General features: G+C 35.0%; 13 protein-coding genes and 1 tRNA gene. 13 read left to right on the forward strand and 1 reads right to left on the reverse strand.

The features are described 5' to 3' along the window. The first annotated feature begins 1 nt into the window (after position 1). Genes MUN42_RS05815 through rpe form a run of 10 tightly spaced genes read left to right on the forward strand, consistent with a single transcriptional unit; the run spans position 2 to position 12,510 of the window. Positions 2-1,087: a radical SAM protein gene (locus MUN42_RS05815; RefSeq protein WP_243343610.1), complete on the forward strand. Its 1,086-nt coding sequence runs from the start codon at positions 2-4 to the stop codon at positions 1,085-1,087. Between the two features lie 5 nt (positions 1,088-1,092). Continuing rightward, on the forward strand, positions 1,093-4,596 hold the full coding sequence (gene smc, locus MUN42_RS05820) for a chromosome segregation protein SMC (protein WP_347708762.1): 3,504 nt from the start codon (positions 1,093-1,095) through the stop codon (positions 4,594-4,596). Between the two features lie 43 nt (positions 4,597-4,639). Further along, a complete protein-coding gene (gene def, locus MUN42_RS05825) occupies positions 4,640-5,107 on the forward strand; it encodes a peptide deformylase (RefSeq protein WP_243343611.1) in 468 nt (155 codons plus the stop codon). A 10-nt stretch (positions 5,108-5,117) separates the two neighbouring features. Further along, the gene (gene fmt, locus MUN42_RS05830; protein WP_243343612.1) at positions 5,118-6,035 is read left to right on the forward strand and encodes a methionyl-tRNA formyltransferase; all 918 of its coding nucleotides are present in this window, start codon (positions 5,118-5,120) and stop codon (positions 6,033-6,035) included. Continuing rightward, positions 6,028-7,308, forward strand: a complete 1,281-nt coding sequence (gene rsmB, locus MUN42_RS05835) for a 16S rRNA (cytosine(967)-C(5))-methyltransferase RsmB (RefSeq protein ID WP_243343613.1) — start codon at positions 6,028-6,030, stop codon at positions 7,306-7,308. Before fmt ends, rsmB begins: the two co-directional genes overlap by 8 nt. A gap of 1 nt (position 7,309) precedes the next feature. Continuing rightward, complete coding sequence (gene rlmN, locus MUN42_RS05840) at positions 7,310-8,335, forward strand: 23S rRNA (adenine(2503)-C(2))-methyltransferase RlmN (protein WP_243343616.1); 1,026 nt, start codon at positions 7,310-7,312, stop codon at positions 8,333-8,335. A 2-nt stretch (positions 8,336-8,337) separates the two neighbouring features. After that, on the forward strand, positions 8,338-9,063 hold the full coding sequence (locus MUN42_RS05845; RefSeq protein ID WP_243343617.1) for a Stp1/IreP family PP2C-type Ser/Thr phosphatase: 726 nt from the start codon (positions 8,338-8,340) through the stop codon (positions 9,061-9,063). 8 nt (positions 9,064-9,071) lie between these two features. Beyond that, positions 9,072-10,991 (forward strand): Stk1 family PASTA domain-containing Ser/Thr kinase, encoded by a 1,920-nt coding sequence (pknB, locus tag MUN42_RS05850; RefSeq protein WP_243343618.1) that lies wholly within the window; start codon positions 9,072-9,074, stop codon positions 10,989-10,991. Beyond that, a complete protein-coding gene (rsgA, locus tag MUN42_RS05855) occupies positions 10,988-11,860 on the forward strand; it encodes a ribosome small subunit-dependent GTPase A (RefSeq protein ID WP_243343619.1) in 873 nt (290 codons plus the stop codon). The genes pknB and rsgA overlap by 4 nt, the downstream gene beginning before the upstream one ends. Next, on the forward strand, positions 11,854-12,510 hold the full coding sequence (gene rpe / locus MUN42_RS05860; protein WP_243343620.1) for a ribulose-phosphate 3-epimerase: 657 nt from the start codon (positions 11,854-11,856) through the stop codon (positions 12,508-12,510). Before rsgA ends, rpe begins: the two co-directional genes overlap by 7 nt. 33 nt (positions 12,511-12,543) lie before the next feature. On the opposite strand, the gene MUN42_RS05865 is transcribed toward rpe, so the two are convergent. Further along, positions 12,544-12,619: transfer RNA gene (locus MUN42_RS05865), tRNA-Thr, on the reverse strand. Positions 12,620-12,803: 184 nt separating this feature from the next. Here MUN42_RS05865 and MUN42_RS05870 point away from each other — a divergent pair. The 3 genes from MUN42_RS05870 to MUN42_RS05880 all read left to right on the forward strand — a co-directional run bounded on the left by MUN42_RS05870 (position 12,804) and on the right by MUN42_RS05880 (position 17,232). Then, a complete protein-coding gene (locus MUN42_RS05870) occupies positions 12,804-13,709 on the forward strand; it encodes a rod shape-determining protein (RefSeq protein WP_243343621.1) in 906 nt (301 codons plus the stop codon). Between the two features lie 13 nt (positions 13,710-13,722). Next, complete coding sequence (locus tag MUN42_RS05875) at positions 13,723-15,939, forward strand: RNA degradosome polyphosphate kinase (RefSeq protein WP_243343622.1); 2,217 nt, start codon at positions 13,723-13,725, stop codon at positions 15,937-15,939. Between the two features lie 138 nt (positions 15,940-16,077). Further along, a complete protein-coding gene (locus tag MUN42_RS05880; protein ID WP_243343623.1) occupies positions 16,078-17,232 on the forward strand; it encodes a hypothetical protein in 1,155 nt (384 codons plus the stop codon). Positions 17,233-17,285: the final 53 nt, after the last annotated feature.

Raw genomic sequence — 17,285 nt, forward strand, 5'->3', positions numbered from 1 at the left:
TATGAAGAAGAAAGAATACATTATTCCTATATTTATACCATTTTTAGGTTGTCCTCATGACTGCGCCTTTTGTAACCAGGTCAAGATTACTAATTATAGGGATAAGGTCAACAAGGAAAATATAATAGAAGAAATCGAGAAGAATCTTAATTACTTTCCAGATAATGACAATTTGAAGGAAATAGCCTTCTTTGGAGGATCCTTTACAGCTCTTCCACTAGAAACGATGGTTGCTTATCTTGAAATAGCTAAGTCCTACAAAGATAAGAGAATTATTGATAGAATCAGACTTTCTACCAGGCCTGATTGTATAAATAATTTCATTCTGGATGTTTTAAAGGACTATGGGGTTGATATAATCGAGTTAGGTATTCAATCCTTGGACCAAGAAATTCTCGACGCCAATGAGAGGGGCCACAGGGTAGAAGACTCTTATGAGGCAAGCTCCCTTATCAAGGAAAGGGGCTTTACCTTGGGTCATCAAATTATGCCAGGACTCTTTAAGGATAGCTTTGACAAAACTATAAAAACAGCCATAGACTCAGCCAATATGGAGCCAGACCTCGTAAGGATTTATCCGACTTTAGTTATAAAAGAAACCAAACTAGAACAATATTTCAATCAAGGTAGCTACAAGCCCCTAAGCCTTGATGAAGCTGTAAAATTATCAGCTATTGCCTATATGATTTATAGGGCAAAAAATATCAATGTTATTAGGATAGGACTTCAGGTTACAGAAAATATCAATGACAAGGAAGATGTAGTAGGTGGCCCCTTCCATTCAGCTATAAGACAACTTGTAGAATCCTATATTTATAGATTATATATAGAAAAATTAATTAAAGAAAATAATATAGAAGATGAAGCAAGAATTTACACTGACGATAGGTCAATATCAATCATAGCAGGCAATAAAAAATCCAACAAAAAATACTTCTACGATAGGTATGGGTTAAAGCTAAACTTTGAAAGTTCTTGTGAAAGTCCATATATGGAGACTAAGGGTACAAAAATAGACCTAGATATTGATGGGTTTATCTACAATTATGTAAAAGAAAATTATGGTGGTGATTTAAAATTAGGCTAGAAAGTATAGAGCTAAAGGGATTTAAGTCCTTTGCCAATAGAACTAAAATTGAATTTGACGACAAAATCACTGCTGTAGTAGGCCCTAATGGATCAGGCAAGAGCAACATAGCCGATGCCATAAGGTGGGTATTGGGAGAGCAATCTGCCAAGTCCCTACGTGGAGCTAAAATGAATGACCTTATCTTTAAGGGGGGAGAAAGTAGCAAGCCATTAAACCTTGCAGAAGTAGTCCTCAATTTTTACAATGAGGATAAGAGTTTAAATATAGACTATGACTATGTAAAAATCCTCCGTAGGGTCTACCGTGATGGGGAAAATGAATATAGGATTAATGGCAAAAAAGTTAGGCTTAAGGATATTAAAGAGTTATTCTTAGATACAGGTGTTGGTAAGGAAGGCTACTCTATAATATCCCAAGGTCGTATTGACCAAATAATTTCATCATCATCCAAGGACAGAAGACTTATTTTTGAAGAGGCAAGTGGTATAGCCAAGCACAAGTATAGGAGGGATGAATCCTCCAAAAAACTTGAAAAAGTTAGCGATGACCTAGAAATTATTGAGAGAGACTGGGAATTTAAAAAGCGTGACCTGAACCATCTTAAAACCTACAAGGATAATTACTTAAAAAATAAAGACCTAAGTGAAGCCCTCAACAAAGATGCCTATTTTTACATCAAAGGCAAAAGTCAAAACCTAGTTGTAAAGGAAAAAAACCTTAGTGAAGAACTTGACCTTATAGATAAAGAAATCTTACAAAAGACCAAGGAGAAAGAAGGTTATGAGAAAAAACTTGGTCCCTTTAAGGAGAATTTGGGCGAAATTCTAACTAAGGCTAATAGCTACAAGGAAAAATTAGAAGAGCTAAGAGCCTTAAAGGATAAGGCGTCCAATACTATTGAAATAAATAAGCAAAAGCTTGACTACAACAAGAGGGATATTGATAGGATTGGTATAGATATTGAAACCAATAGGTCGAAAAGAGATAAGCTAAGTAGTGACCTTGAAAAAAGTAGGCTAGATAAGAAAAAAATAGAGGAAGAATTAGACCTTGAAATAAAAAAAAATAAGACCAAGGAAGAAAAAATAATAAAGCTTGACCAGACAATTGATGATCTAAAAAAGGAAAAATCAAAGTATCGAAAAGATCAAGATGACCTCAATAATTTAATCTATCAAATAGAACTAGATCAAAAATCTAGGGAAGTCCTAGACAAAAAACGAGCAGAAGATGCATTAGTAAGGGGTCAAAAGATCAGTAAAATCGAATGCCAACTCAAAAGCTTCAAAGAAGAAAGGGATTCTCTTTTGAAAGATGTAAAGGATAAAGAGTCTGAGATTGATAATTTATCAAGGGATGTCAATAGCCTAAAGGAAAATCTTGAATCTTCTAGGGCTAGTATGGAAGAGCTAGTTATTGAAAATAACAAGAACAACCTAAATCTCAAGGCCGCTATTTCTGAATTCAAATTACAAAAGGAAACCATTGAAAAAAATAGGGGATATTTTTATTCTATCCAGGAGTTTCTAAATAAAAGTAAGGAAAAGGGACTAGATGACCTCTACCTAGATTCCCTTGCCAATCTAATTAGGGTTAGGGAGGGCTATGAAGATGTCATAGATATCTTGATGTCAGCTGGCCTACAAAACATTGTTACCAGAAATAAGGAAGATACCAGGAAGTTAATCAACTTTGTAAACTCCAATAGACTTGGTAGGGTAACTTTTTTGCCAATGGACTCTATCAGATCCTTTAGAAAAGAAAGACCCAAGGAAGACGAAGTCCTTGCCATGGCCTATGACTTGGTTGACTATGACCAAGGCCTATGCTCTCTTATAGATCATTTCTTAGGGTCAACTGTAGTTGTTAAGGATATAGATGATGCAGTTAGCCTATCAGAGAAAATCAAGGGCTATAGGATAGTTAGTAAAAACCTTGATATTTTAAATACCTGGGGGTCTATGGTCGCAGGTAATGATAAGAATAGAAAGAAGAATACCGACCTATTAAATAGGAATAAAAAACTAGACCTGATAAAAAAAGACCTAATTCTTTTTAGAAATAAAAAAGATGAGATGAATAAGGCATACTCTAATCTAAGCCATAAGATATCAAGTCTCAAAGATGAAATTGAGGATAAGGACTTGGACCTAAAATCCAAGGAAAAGGACCTATCAAGTCTTAGAAGAGATTTAGATGGACTAATTATTAGGATTGAGAGTTCCAAGGCCAACCTAGAAGACCTACAAAAAGAAATGCCCCTTGATCCAAGCGAGTTTTCTGATGTAGACCTTGACGAAAAGAAAAGGCAGAGGAATCTCTTAATTGAAAAAATTGAAAAAATTAGCCTTGACCTTAATGAAAGCAAGGAAATCTATGCCACTAGCAAGGAAGAAAATTTAAAGGCTCAAAGTAAGATAGAAATCCTAAGAAGGGATATAAACCTAGCGACAAATTCTCTAGCAAGTCTAGAAAATGAAATTGCTGACTTAGATGAGACCTATAAAAGAAATACAAAGATAAAGGCTCAATTAGAAGAAGACCTTGAAAGGTTAAATATCAAAGAAAAGGACCTAAGGACTAAGGTAAGTGACTATGAAGGTCAAATTACTAGGCTTGAGGGGGCTATATCTAAGAGTAAGCAAATTATTTCAGATATGGAAGATAAAAACCAAGAGCTTATTAGACTCAACAAGGAAAGCGAAGATAGGCTAAATGACCTTAATTTAAAGAGGGTTAAGGTCTCCTATGACCTAGATATGGCTAGGCAAAATTTGGCTTCTATAATGGATGAAGTAGGGCCTTTTATGTCTATTTCTTATGATGAGGCAGAAGGGTTATTTAAAGACCAGGAGCCTACAAAAGTTACCAAGAAAGCACTTGTTGATAGGCAGAGGGAGATTAATTCTATAGGATTTTTCAATGAAACTTCTCTGGAAGATTACGAAAATGCTAAGAAAGACTTCGATTTCTTAGATAAGCAAATGAAGGACCTTATTAACTCCAAATCTGATATAGAAAAAATGATAGCAAGGCTTGAAGGTCAAATGAAAGAAGAGTTTATCAAGAATTTCAATATAATTAACGAAAAATTTACTCGAATCTTTAAGATTTTATTTAAAGGTGGAGATGCGAGGCTGCTCCTAGATTCTAAGGATAGCCTAAATGCAGGTGTTGATATTGAAGCAAGACCTCCTTCCAAGTCTCCTAAGTCCATATCCCTTCTATCTGGTGGGGAGAAGGCCCTTACTGCAGTAGCTCTTTTATTTGCAATCTTTGAGACAAATCCTGCTCCCTTTGCCATCCTTGATGAGATAGATGCTGCCTTAGATGAGGCCAATATCAATAGGTATATAGAATACCTAAAGAGTCTATCTGACAAGACCCAATTTATTATGATAACCCATAGGCAAACAAGCATGAGCTTAGCTGAGAAAATTCATGGGGTAACCATAGATGATGAGGGTATAAGTATGCTATATTCCATTGACTTCGATCAAAATTGAAATGATTGTTTATAAAAGTAAAATATATAGGTAAGGAGGATATATGGCAATAAGAAATATTAGAACAGAAGGTGACCCTATCTTAAGAAAAAAATCTAAGATAGTTCCTGAAGTTACAGATAGAATAAAAGTTTTACTTGACGACATGGCAGATACTATGTATCATGCAGATGGTGTCGGACTTGCTGCTCCTCAAGTTGGAATATTAAAGAGAGTCATAGTAGTTGACCCAAGAGAAGAAGAAATAGGACTAGTTAAGCTAATTAATCCTGAGATTATAGAAGAGGACGGCGAGCAAGTTGGAGTTGAGGGATGTCTATCAATTCCAAACTTTACTGCAACGGTCAAAAGACCAGAATATGTTAAGGTAAAATATTTAGACGAAGAAGGCAATGAGAAAATCTGGGATGCTCACGGTTTTCCAGCAGAAGTCCTATGTCATGAAATAGACCATCTTGATGGAATTCTATTTAGGGACAAGTATGTAGAAGAATTGGAATACAATGATTAATATATGTTTTATGGGAAGTCCGAAGTTTGCTTTGCAGACTTTGGATATTCTTTATTATGATAAAAATTTTGATATAAAATTAGTTGTTTCTGCACCTGATAAGAAAAGATCTAGGGGCAAGGTAACACCAACCCCTATCAAGGAATATGCCTTGGGTAAGGGACTTGATGTAATAACGCCATATAGTGTAAATACTGATGAATTTGTAGAAGAACTCCAAAAAAGAGAAATCGATTTTATAATTGTGGTTGCCTTCGGACAATTGATAGGCAAAAAACTTTTAGATGTCTATGAGGATAGGATAATTAACCTCCACCCATCTCTTCTACCCAAATATAGGGGAGCAAGTCCTATGCAATTTAGCCTCCTAAATGGGGAGAAGAAAACAGCAGCTACTGCTATGCTGATAGAAAAGGGCATGGATAGTGGGGATATCCTTATACAAAGTGAAGTTCCTATAGGTGATGATGAAGACTACTTTGACCTAGAAGAAAGGCTTAGCCAAGTAGGAGCTGAGGCAATAAGAGACGCACTACTAAACTTTGATAAGGTCTACGCAGAAAGAATCAAGCAAAATGATGAAGAAGCTACTTATTGTACTAAGATTACAAAGGAAATGGGAAAGATCGATTGGAATAAATCATCTGATGAGATAGTGAATAAGGTACGTGCCTTTGTTGAATATCCTGTGGCTTTTTTCACCTACCAAGGCAAAAATATGAAGGTTCATAAGGCTAAAGTCCTTAGTGGCTATGAGGCAAATCCTTCCTATGTATACAAGGCAAATCCAAAAGAAGGACTAATCATAGGAACTGGTAATGGGGCTATCGAAATTAAGACTATCCAAGCACCTGGCAAGAAGGCTATGGCAAGTGAGACCTTCCTTTTGGGAAATAAAATCGAAGAAAAGAAAAAATTAGATGAATGATTTAGCTTTAGTTTTTAAGATTTTAGAAAATGTTCTATATAAGGATAAGAAAAGTAACGAAGAAATAAACATAGCAGCCCACAAGGCAGAAAATCTTTCCTATGTGAGTAGGCTTGTTTATGGGGTATTGGAAAATAAAATTTACCTAGACTATATGATTGATAAGTTATCTAGTGTAAAATTAAAGAAAATCCACAAAAATGTCCTTATTATCCTAGAAATGGGTTTCTATAATATACATTTCCTAAACACCAAGGACTATGCCACAGTAGATAAGCTAGTTGACCTAACCAAAACAAAGAATAAAAGATCTGCTGGTTTTGTAAATGCTATCCTAAGAAATTTTATTAGGAATGAAGATGAAATAAGCAAAATTAAGATAAGTGATGATTTAAAATCCCTATCTGTAAGATACTCCATGCCCTTAGAGATAAGCTCATATATTAATGAGGCCTATGGGATGGACTATACTAAAAATTTCTTGAGGTATGTTAACACCTACCAAGACCTAAATATAAGGGTCAACAAGCTAAAAACGATCAAGGAAGAGCTAAAAAATTCCCTAGAAGAAAAGGGCTATGAGATAGAAGAATCTAATATCTCACATAATGCCCTTAAGGTCAAAAACCCAGCAGGCCTTGTAGAAGATGATTTATTTACCGATGGCTATTTTACAGTCCAAAATGATGCCAGTATGAAGGTTGTAGAAGTCTTAGATCCTAAAGAAAATACCAAGGTATTAGACCTGTGTGCAGCACCAGGCACAAAAACATCCTATATAGCCGAGTACACCAAGAACAAGGCAGATATTACTGCCAATGACCTAAGTGAGAAAAAACTTGCCCTAATAAATCAAAATATAAATAGACTAGGCCTTAAAAATATAAAACTTCTTAGCTTTGATGGGGCAGTTTTTAATGAGCATCTAACAAATGCTTTCGACTATGTCCTAGTTGATGCACCTTGCTCAGGCCTTGGCCTTATGGCAAGAAAGGTTGAAATCCGATACAATAGGACTGTAGACGATATTAAAAACCTAGCAAGCCTTCAAAGAAAGATATTAGACCAGGCCATTAGATACATAAAGCCAAATGGCTACCTAGTCTTTTCTACTTGTACCCTAGGACCCTTAGAAAATAAGGACAATTTTAATTATTTGAAGGCTAAGGATAATTTGGATCTAGTAAATATAGATGGCAAGGAATACATAGAGTTTGTACCATTTATAGATAATACTGACGGATTTTTTATAAGTAAATTTAGGAAGAAATAAGATGAAAGTTACCATTAATGATAAAACTTTAGAAGAACTTGAGGAACTTTTCCTAAAAGAAGGCTACCAAAAATTTAGGGCCAAGCAAGTTTTTAGGCAAATCCATGTAAACAAGGTCAATGACTTTGACCAAATGACAGACTTAAGCAAGGATATGAGAGAAGAGCTTAGTCAAAAGTTTTATTTTCCATCAGTCAAAATGGAGAATGAATTTGTATCAAAGATTGATTCTACCAAAAAATATCTCCTAAGCCTTGATGATGGCAATATAATTGAAGCTGTTTTTATGAACTATGAATCTAGGAAGACTATATGTATTTCTTCACAAGTTGGCTGTAGGATGGGTTGTAAATTCTGTGCTTCTACCAAAAAAGGCCTTGAAAGAGACCTTACTGCCGGAGAAATTCTGGAAGAAGTTTATGAACTTGAAAGAATAAATGGAGATATTAATAATATTGTAATTATGGGGATAGGAGAACCCCTTGATAATTTTAAAAATATAACAAGGTTTATTTCTCTAATAACCGATGAAAAGGGAAGGAATTTATCCCATAGGTCAATAACCCTATCAACCTCAGGTCTAGTACCTAAGATTTATGAATTGGCTGATATGGATATTGACGTAAATTTGGCTCTATCACTTCACTATGCCAGTGATGAAAAAAGACGCAGGTATATGCCTATAGCCAACAAATATTCGATAGGGCAACTGATTAAGGCTTGTGATTATTACCTTGATAAAACCAAGAGAAGGGTTAGCTTTGAATATGTAGTAATAGACGGAGTGAATAATTTGGACGAGGATGTCAATAATTTAGTAAGTCTATTTGCCGGTAAGAATATTCATATAAACCTTATACCGCTAAACCCTATAGAAGAATTTGCCTATGGAAAACCTAAAAATTCTGCCCTACGAGACTTTAGAGATAAACTTTCTAGAAAAAAACTTAATGCAACCATAAGAAGGTCCATGGGATCAGATATAGATGCTTCTTGTGGCCAGTTAAGAAATAATTATGCGAGGTAAGCATGAAATTTAGTACGATATCGAATATAGGTAAGCACCGAAAACTAAATGAAGATTACTATGGGAACCTAGAGAAGGGGGATCTTGATTTTTTCATAGTGGCTGACGGAATGGGGGGTCACTCTAATGGGGAAGTGGCAAGTAAACTCGCTAGCAAGATTTATATAGATTTTGCCCAAAATGAAGAGATAGACTCCTACGATTCTTATCTATCCTTCCAGGAGGAGGCTCTAAGAAGGGCTAATAAGGAAATTTATAACCTAGCAGCCTCCGAAGATGGCTTAAAGATGGGGACAACTGCAGTTTGCCTTATAATAGATAAGAAAGAGAAGAAGTACTATATTAGCCATTTGGGAGATTCTAGAATCTATATATTTAGAGATGGTGAAATTTTTTATAAGACTCGTGATCATAGTCTTTTAAATGACCTATTGGATTCAGGATCACTAACAGAAGATGAGGCAAAAAACTTTAAAAACAAATCTGCAATAACTAAAGCTGTAGGAATTGAAGAAGAGATTAGTCCTGAAAGCTGTCTTGTAGATATGAAAGAAAATGATAAGCTTCTAATATTTACAGACGGCTTGTCAAATGAACTAGATGATATGGAAATTAGGGCAGTAGTGAATGAAAATACTGATGTGTATGAGATTTCAACTAAGCTTATTAAACTTGCCCTAGATAAGGGTGGTCACGATAATATTACTGTGACTACTATTTTGATATGAGAGGGAATATGGAAAAGATAATTTTGGACAATAGGTACGAGATTATTGAACAAGTCGGCGTAGGAGGTATGGCCAAGGTCTACAAGGCTAAAGATAGGCTCCTTGATAGGATTGTAGCCATCAAAGTATTGAAGGATCAATACGCAGAAGACGACGAGTTCTTAAAGAAGTTTAATAACGAAGCTCAATCAGCTGCCAAGTTAAACCATGTCAATATCGTTAATGTCTATGATATAGGCGAAGATATGGTAGCAGGTCGCAAGCTTTATTACATTGTAATGGAATATGTGGAGGGTACTACCCTAAAGGATTTAATTGATAAGGAAGGTAGACTTTCTAATCACGATATTACTGATTATTCCATCCAGATAGCACAGGCACTAAAATCAGCCCACGAGTCAGGCATTATCCACAGGGACATCAAACCTCAAAATATAATGATTGATAAGTATGGACTTGCCAAGGTTACAGATTTCGGTATAGCAAGGGTTTCATCCAATGCGACTATTACCTACACATCTTCTATCCTGGGGACTGTTCATTATATATCACCAGAACAAGCCAAGGGAAAGATAGTAGACGAAAAGAGTGACCTCTACTCCCTTGGAGCTGTAATGTATGAGATGGCAACAGGCAGGGTTCCTTTTGATGCTGATAACTCTGTAGGAATCGCAGTAATGCACATTCAAGATAAACCAAGAGATGCCAGGGCAATAAATCTATCCCTATCTGATAAATTAAATTCTATAATAATGAAGCTATTAGAAAAGGACCCTTCAAATAGGTACCTCAGCGCAAAGGACTTAATAACTGCCTTAGAAGGAAATCTAGTGATGGTAAAGGAAACACCTCCTTCTGATACAGCTAGGATTCCAATAAGGGTCATGCAAGATAAAAAAGAAGATACCGAGGCAATCTATGTATCATCAAGTGATGATAGGGATAAGAAGAAGGAAAAGAAAAAGTCAATAAAGATCTGGCCTATAGCCCTATTAGCCCTTCTCTTAGTCTTGCTAGTGGCTTTCCTACTAACTAGACCTAGTAAAGATAAGATTGAAGTACCGACTGTTATCAATCTAAACCAAGATATGGCAGTCAGGGAGCTAGAAAAAAGAGGCCTCAAAGCAAATATATCAAGAACTGAAGAGAGCGATGAGTATGACGAAGGTAAGGTCATGAAGCAAGACCCTAATTCAAGTGTCTTGGTCGAGCCGGGTACTACTGTAAACTTAGTAATTTCTGAGGGAAGGGAAGTAAATGTAGTCGACCTATCAGGCTTAAATATAAATAATGCTGAGGAAGCCCTAAAAGAAATAGGCCTTTCTATAGGTAGAACAACTACCGAATATTCTGACACTGTAGAAAAGGATATGATAATTAGGCAAGACCCTAAGCCAGACTCCAAGGTTCAAACAGGAACAAAAGTCGATATTGTAATATCTTCGGGACCAGAAGAAAAGATAGAAAACACCACCGTTCCAAACCTAGTAGGGGTCGAAGAAAATACTGCCTACGACCTAATAAACCAATTTGGCTTATCAGCTAGAAATGTTGAATACAAGGAGAGCGAAGAATACGAAGAGGGCCTTGTAATTAGCCAATCAATATCAGAAGGGACAGAAGTTGCTATGGGATCAGCAATAGACCTAGTTGTATCTACAGGCAAAAAAGAAGAAGAAAAGGAAGAAAATCAAGTCAAGAACGTAGATTTGAGACTAACAATCAATACTGAAAACGACACATTTAATGTCAAGATTTACAAGCTAGATGAAAATAAGTCTAGGACAGATTTGATGTACAATGAAGATAAATCAAAGCAAGATTTAACAGAAGATGGAGTATTAAACCTTAACTTCAAGGCAATCCTAAATACAAACTTTGAAGTAGTAATAGACGATGAGTCTTATGGAGTGTATACAGTAAATTGAAAACAGGAAAAATTATCAAAACACAAAAAGACATATACTATTTAGATGTAGATGGTCAGACCTACCTATGTAAGGCTAGGGGTAACTTTAGAGTTAAGGGAGTTAAACCCCTAGCAGGAGATAGGGCGGAGATTGAAGTAACTGGAGATAAGGAAGGCTATATCAAAAATATAATTGATAGGAAAAATGAAATTAAAAGACCGAATATAGCGAATGTAGACCAACTTTTGTTATTTGTTACTATCAAAAATCCTCCTCTTAACCTCCTAAGACTTGATAAGTACTTATCCATGTGCGAATTTATTGATATAGATGTCGTAATTATCTTATCTAAGTCAGACCTTGCAAGTGAAAAAGAAATCGAAGAATTTAGGGAGATTTATCAAAATATTCCCTATGAGCTTTTAGTTTTGGATAATTATAATTCTTTCCCCAAGGATAGGATTTTAGAAATACTCAAGGGGAAAACCTCAGCACTATCTGGGGCATCGGGAGTTGGTAAGTCTACTTTTCTAAATAACTTGGTAGATGAAGATGTAGAAATCGGATCAATTTCTGAAAAGCTTAAGAGGGGGAAAAATACCACCAGGCATACCGAGATTTTTAAGGTAAATGAGGACTCCTATATTTTTGATACACCAGGATTTGATTCTTTTGATATAGACTTTATAGAAGACGAGACCGATTTAAAATACACCTTTAAGGAATTTGACAATACATCCTGTAAATTTAATAATTGCAACCATATAAATGAACCCCAATGTAAGGTTAAGGAAGAATTAAACAAAGGCCTTATTTCAAGGTCAAGGTATGAGAATTATTTAACCTTATTTAATGAAATAAAAAAAAGGAGAGAAAATAAATGGTAGAACTTAGTCCATCAATTTTATCTTGCAACTTTTCAAGACTCCAAGAGGACTTGGATCAAACCAAAAACACCAGGGTCAAAATGATTCACATTGATGTAATGGATGGCTTATTTGTGCCAAATATTTCCTTTGGCTTCAAAATCATAAGTGATATCAGGTGTGGTAATGACTTGTTTTTTGATACCCACCTAATGATTGAAAGACCGGAGAGATATATAGAAGAGTTTAAAAAAGCTGGCTCTGATAGGATAACTTTCCACTACGAGGCAACTGATGATGTAAATAAGGTTATTGACCTAATAAGTCAAAATAATATGGAAGTTGGCTTAACCCTAAAGCCAAAAACAGATCCAAGCCTTCTCTTGCCATATTTAAAGGATATAGACCTCATTTTAGTAATGAGTGTTGAGCCTGGCTTTGGAGGACAGAGCTTTATGGAAGATTCGATTGAAAGGATTAGATTCTTTAGGAAATATATTGATAATAATAACCTAGCCACCAAAATCCAAGTAGATGGGGGCATAAAGACCAATAATGTTAAAAAAGTAATAGATGCTGGATGTGATGAAATAGTTTCAGGTTCTGATATCTTTGCTAAGGATGATATAAGGGGTCAAATCGAAAAATACTACGAAATTTTTGAAAGTTAAAAAAGACGAGGCTTAGTAAAGGGCCTCGTTTTTTGGAGCTAGAAACAGGACTTGAACCTGCAACCTACGGTTTACGATACCGGTGCTCTACCAATTGAGCTATTCTAGCAGATATTTATTATTATACCATAATTTTACCTTTTTCTTAAATTTTTGTTATGTGTTATAATTATTATAATGATTTATATTTTTTGCCTTGCCCTACAAAATTCGTATGGAATTTCTAGGAGGAATTAATATTATCTTACATAGATTTTACAATCATAATTTATAATATATGAAGGAGTTATTAAATGATTTATTCAGTTATAGATATTGGTTCAAATACCATAAGGCTATCTGTTTTTAAAGTTAATGGAGATAGTGTAATTAACTTATTTAGCGAAAAGGAGCAAGCTTCCCTAAGGTCTTACTTTAAGGATGGAGTATTAAGTGAAAAGGGAATTAATAAGCTTATAGAAGTTTTGAAAATCTTCAAGGCAGTTATTGATAATTTTGATGAAATTGACCATGTTTATCCCTTTGCGACTGCAACTATTAGGAACTCTTCAAATAGGAATGAAATCCTAAAGAAGGTTAAGGATGAAGTAGGTTTTGATATTGAAATCCTATCTGGTGAGGAAGAAGCTAAGCTTGCCTTTATAGGTGCTAGCTCTTCTATAGATGTAAGTCGTGGTGTATTGACTGACATAGGTGGTGGTTCTAGCGAAGTTGTTATAATTGATCATAGCAAGGTTATTAAATCTACATCTCTTGATATAGGTTCTTTGTCAGCCTTTAACGATTATGTAAAGGGACTTCTAGTAAGTAAAGATGATAAAAAAGATATAGACGAAGAGGTCAAAAAAGAACTAGCTGATAATAATATGTACAAGGAAGACCATGACATATTGGCAGCTGTAGGTGGTTCTGCGAGAGCTACTCTTAAGCTATATAACAACCAATATGACTTGCCAACTTCAAACTATGAGATGGAAGCTAGTAAGCTAAACGACCTAATAAAAGACATCCTAGCTATGGAAGATAGGGACACCTTGGATCTAATCCTCCAAGTAAAACCTGACAGGATTCATACCCTAGTTCCTGGTATGATAATATTAAATAGGATAGCAAAATATTTCTCCTGCAAAAAAATCAACGTAAGTCAAACAGGAGTTAGGGAAGGATATATCTATAATAAGGCTCTAAAAGTAAAATAAGAAAGGATTTATAATGGACACATCTTTTACTCAAAATAGAGAGTTATCTTGGCTAAAATTTAATGAGAGAGTTTTAGATGAGGCAAGCGATAAGAATGTAAGGCTCTTTGAAAGGTTAAAATTTTATTCAATATTTGATTCTAACTTGGAAGAATTCTTTATGGTTAGGGTAGGATCATTGACAGACCTTAGCAACCTAAAGAAAAAGGCTGTAGATAATAAGTCTGGTATGACACCTGAAGATCAATTAGATGAGATAATGAAAAGATCCATTCCACTATTTGAAAAGAAGGATAAAGTTTTTGATGATATTGTAGAAGACCTCAAAAAAGAAGGATTTTACATCAACAAGGTAAGTGAGCTGGGAGATAAGGAAAAAGAGTACTTGGCATATTATTTTGATAGCAAGATAGAACCCCTCCTCAACTTCCAAATAGTAGATACTGTTAGACCATTTCCACGCCTACCTAACTTATCATTGAGTGTTATTTTTAAATTAAAAAAGGCTTCTAAGAATAAGAAGAAGGATAAGGACGTGGATTTTGACCTTGGACTAATCTTTGTTCCAGATAAAATTCAAAGATATATCAAAATATCTGATAAGTCTGTAGTTCTAATAGAAGATATTATAAAAGAATTCGGCGCTAAGGTCTTTGACCAATATGAATCAGTAAGCGAGTATGTAATGACCCTTACTAGGAATACCGATATCAAATACAATGATGATGACTTCGATGTTGAGACAGACTTTAGATCCTATATGAGTAAGATGTTAAAGAAGAGAAAGAGACTTCAACCAGTAAAACTTGAAGTTGACGAGGAGCTAGATAGTGATATTAAGGAATTTTTGAAGGAAAAACTCCCACTAAAGGAAGAAAATATCTTCGTAACTACATCCCCACAAAGGGCGGGCTTCATCTTTGACCTTATAGATGATATGCCAGAAGATATGAAGGAAAAACACCTGGATCCTCCTTTTGAACCACAAAAATCTCCAATGGTAGTAGAAGATAGGCCTATGACTGACCAAATAGAAAATGGGGACATCCTACTTTCTTATCCTTATGAGTCAATGGATCCATTAATAGATTTACTTAATGAAGCAGCTGAAGATGACAGTGTAGTATCAATCAAGATTACCCTCTATAGGATAGCCAAGGATAGTAAGGTTGCCAAGGCCCTAATAAAGGCTGCAGAAAATGGCAAGGAAGTCTTTGTCCTAATGGAGCTAAGAGCGAGGTTTGATGAAGATAATAATATAATCTGGTCATCAAGACTTGAAGATGCAGGCTGTAAGATTGTTTATGGCTTCGATAACTACAAGTGCCACTCCAAGGTTCTCTTGATAACCAGAGTCAAGGATGATAAGATTTCATACATTACCCAAGTAGCTACAGGTAATTACAACGAAAAAACAGCCAAGCAATACACAGACTTCTCCTTTATGACATCCAATGCAGAAATTGGAACAGATGCCAAGGAGCTATTCGATAATATCATGATAGGAAATCTAGAAGGTAACTACAAGCACCTCTTGGTAAGCCCTAAGTCCATGCAAGAAGGACTTGATAAGTTAATAGATGAGCAAATAGCAAGGCAAAAAGAAAGTGGAGATGGCTATATTAGGCTAAAGATGAACTCCATATCAGATAGGGAACTAATCGACAAACTTTCTGAAGCAAGCCAGGCTGGAGTAAAAATTATCATGATGGTAAGGGGTATTACCTGTATCCTTCCTGGAATCGATGGCAAGACTGACAACATAGAAATCTATCAAATAGTAGGTAGGTTTTTGGAGCACCACAGGGTTTACCAATTCGGCAAGGGAATTGATGCCAAAGTCTACCTATCATCAGCAGATTTTATGACTAGAAATATTAGAAATAGGATGGAAGTAGCAGTTCCTATCTTTGATGAAGACATCAAGCTAAGGATTATGAAATTCCTAGATATAATGTTCGCTGATGATGTCAAAATTAGAAAGCTCAATAGCGACGGAACATATTCTAAGGTTGAAAACAAGACTAATTCCATAGCCCATGAGATCTTGATAGACAATGCCAAGAAAAGAGCTGCAAGCAAGCAAAGAGAGGAAAAAACTTCCCACGCTATCACTAAGGATGTAGAACTTGAAGATGGCAAAAATATCAAGACCAAAAAAGAAGCAACAACCACATCTCCAAAGAAAAAATCATTTATTGATAAGATTAAAGAATTTTTTGGATTATAACAGTTTATGGCTGGCCGGTTAAGTCCGGTCGGTTTTTTTATTAATCATAATAATTGCGGTTAGCGTTATAAGGCGTACTATTAACTATATAGGTATTTTTATTTGTTAATTTGATATACTTATAACTATGGAGCTATTATGAATGTTTCTTATTTTATAAATTACATAGGCAATTTAATAACTTATAATAAGGCCTTATGGATACCTATAATTTTTATCCTTGGTATCCTTGTATTTTTCATAATATCTAGAGCCTTTAGGAAGAGTGGGATATTTTTTCTTGCTGGTGTATTTGGTATAGACCAGCTAATTAAATTCTTGCCCTATGATATTTATGGCTTTTATCCTGAAGCAAAGAGTACGATAAATATTTTGTATATTATAGGCTTTGCTATTTTTATTTTTAAGAGCCTTAAGATCCTATCTAACTTATCCTATTCTAAGCTTAGACATAGGTCTGGAAACAAGGCTAAGGGATTTTTATCCTACACAGGCTCCCTGCCATTTATTATTATGTTTATAATTAACATTGTAGATATAAATAACCTTATGCCAGGAAATCTTAAGAAATTCTTAACTTCGCTTGCCTTTTTGTATATGCTCTTTAGGAGCTTCTTGTCAGCCTATAGGTACCTCGATAAAAAGGATATACCTATGGTAAGGGATAAGATGAATTTTGATGATATTGATGAATATCTAAGAGAAGATCCAAAGGAAGTAATCGATAAGAATAAGGGTAGGAGAATCCGAAGGACTCTTGACGATGATATAAAAATTTATAGGGGTTTGGATAAGAATAATTTAACTGTACCAATAGCTGATATCAACCATGCCCAAACCAAGGTCTACAAGATCGATGAAAGGATAGAAAAACTTGAGAAGCAATATTCACTAGTTGATATAATTGACCTTGTTACAGCTGAGGATGCAGAAAATTCTATCACCCTAAGACTAAGCGAGTTAAACACTGGGGAAACTAGCTCCTATACTAGCAGTAATGCTAAATTTAAAATGGTCGAAGAGAGAGAATATAAGGTAGACTTGGAATTTAGGTACAATAACGAGTATGACTATGGAAGATTTATTGATATTCTGATTAAGTATTCTAAAAATAAGGAGTCTTATAAGTTCGAGCTAATAGTCGCTCCTAAATCCTTGCCTAATAGCAAGATTGTTTTTTATGATCCATCAAATATATTTGATATGGAAGAAGACCAGTATCAAAATATCGGTGGCAGGATTATTTCTATGAATTTTCCAAAATACAAGATTAATTTTATTACAGGTAATTAAGATTAAGTTTAAGATGGGCTAAGGACCTATCTTTTACTTTTTAAAGGAAATTA

This window comes from Anaerococcus sp. AGMB09787 (assembly GCF_022808955.1).
GTDB lineage: Bacteria > Bacillota > Clostridia > Tissierellales > Peptoniphilaceae > Anaerococcus.